Below are 1,322 nucleotides of genomic sequence, written 5' to 3' on the forward strand. Positions count from 1 at the left end.
AAATTTATGGCTGCATTAAGTGTGTCACCTTTGGATGATATTCCTGAATATATTATTTCTCCAATAGGCAGGCCTTGGATAACTGAATAGTCTGAACCAAGGTATATCTGTTGTTTAGAGTTATCATTATTAGCAAGTCTTTTTACGATGACTCTTTCCGCACCCATGTTTGACAAAACACTGCATATCTTTTCAAAATTAACTGAGCCTTTGTTCATTTTGACTTCCCCATCAGTCAGCGTCATCCATCACAGAAAAATCTTAGATACAGGGTAACCCGATTGATGAGAAAATTGAATGAGATTTAGTATGAGGGAGGTCTGAGGATGGAAGGCAACATGGTTGTTAATATTTTAGTGATCATTTATTAAAGTCAATGTAATCATATTGTTATATCTTGTTTATGCCTTTTGTATTGATCTCTGCACTTACATCACTTGCGCAGAGCCATTCTTCTATTCGCTCTGATACTTCTGTTTGAGATGCTTTTGAGCGGCCTTTAAGAGCACATTCCCATATCAGTAACACTTTCCATCCTGTTGCTATCAATTTATGTATAACCAGACGATCTCTATGAACATTATCACCAATTTTTTTCAACCAGAATTCAGTTCTTGTCTTTGGGATCTTGAAAAGGTCACACTGATGCCCATGCCAAAAGCATCCATGCACAAAGATAACAGCCCGGTATTGTTCTATAACAAAATCCGGCCGGCCAGGAAGTTCTTTTACCTGAGGGCTATAATCCACTTCCAGTTCATCAAGAATTCTGGAAATTTTTTTTTCTATGGCTGTGTCACAGTTGCGTATTGCCTGCATATTTTTTCTGCGAGTCAATTTGTCGTGGACATCAGCCATAGTGGTTTATGCCGCCTGATTATTTTTCTTCTGTAATTGTACTGCCTTCAATATAAAAGGTTTCAATAATTGTGCTGTAGCGGAAAAAACCGGGACGATAACAGAGTTACCAAATTGCCTGTATGCCTGCGTATCTGATACAGGTATGAAAAAAGTATCCCCTTTGGGGCTCTCAAAACCCATTAATCGGGCGCACTCCTTGGGTGTGAGCCGCCGAGGTCGGTTCCTCTGATTTTCTGGATTGTCAAAGTCGACTTCTCCAAGCTTCATATCCCATCCGCGGTCAATCAGTATCTCTGAGCCATCCTTATGGTAACGTGCTGATAAGGTACGCGCTACACTTTCACTGTTTGAAGGGGATACTAAGCCAAACCCAAATCCATTGCCTTTAGCTTGGTGTTTTTTTGCATAGTTGTATAAATACTTCCATAACTTTGGTGTAAGAATATATTTATCATCGACAC

Annotated in this window: 3 protein-coding genes; all 3 read right to left on the reverse strand. The window is 39.5% G+C overall.

Annotated elements, in window-relative coordinates; all coding sequences use genetic code 11:
• On the reverse strand, positions 1–218 hold a 218-nt coding region (locus J5224_RS28160), incomplete at its 3' end, for a hypothetical protein (protein ID WP_264628411.1).
• Between the two features lie 172 nt (positions 219–390).
• On the reverse strand, positions 391–858 hold the full coding sequence (locus tag J5224_RS28165) for a very short patch repair endonuclease (RefSeq protein WP_264628412.1): 468 nt from the start codon (positions 856–858) through the stop codon (positions 391–393).
• A gap of 6 nt (positions 859–864) precedes the next feature.
• Positions 865–1,322: DNA cytosine methyltransferase (locus tag J5224_RS28170; RefSeq protein WP_264628413.1), on the reverse strand; the 458-nt coding region annotated here is incomplete at its 5' end.

Source organism: Candidatus Symbiopectobacterium sp. NZEC135 (assembly GCF_025962695.1).

Bases quoted from the DNA above. Each gene is read 5' to 3' on its own strand.
- J5224_RS28165 (WP_264628412.1), bottom strand. From the start codon at position 858: ATGGCTGATGTCCACGACAAATTGACTCGCAGAAAAAATATGCAGGCA.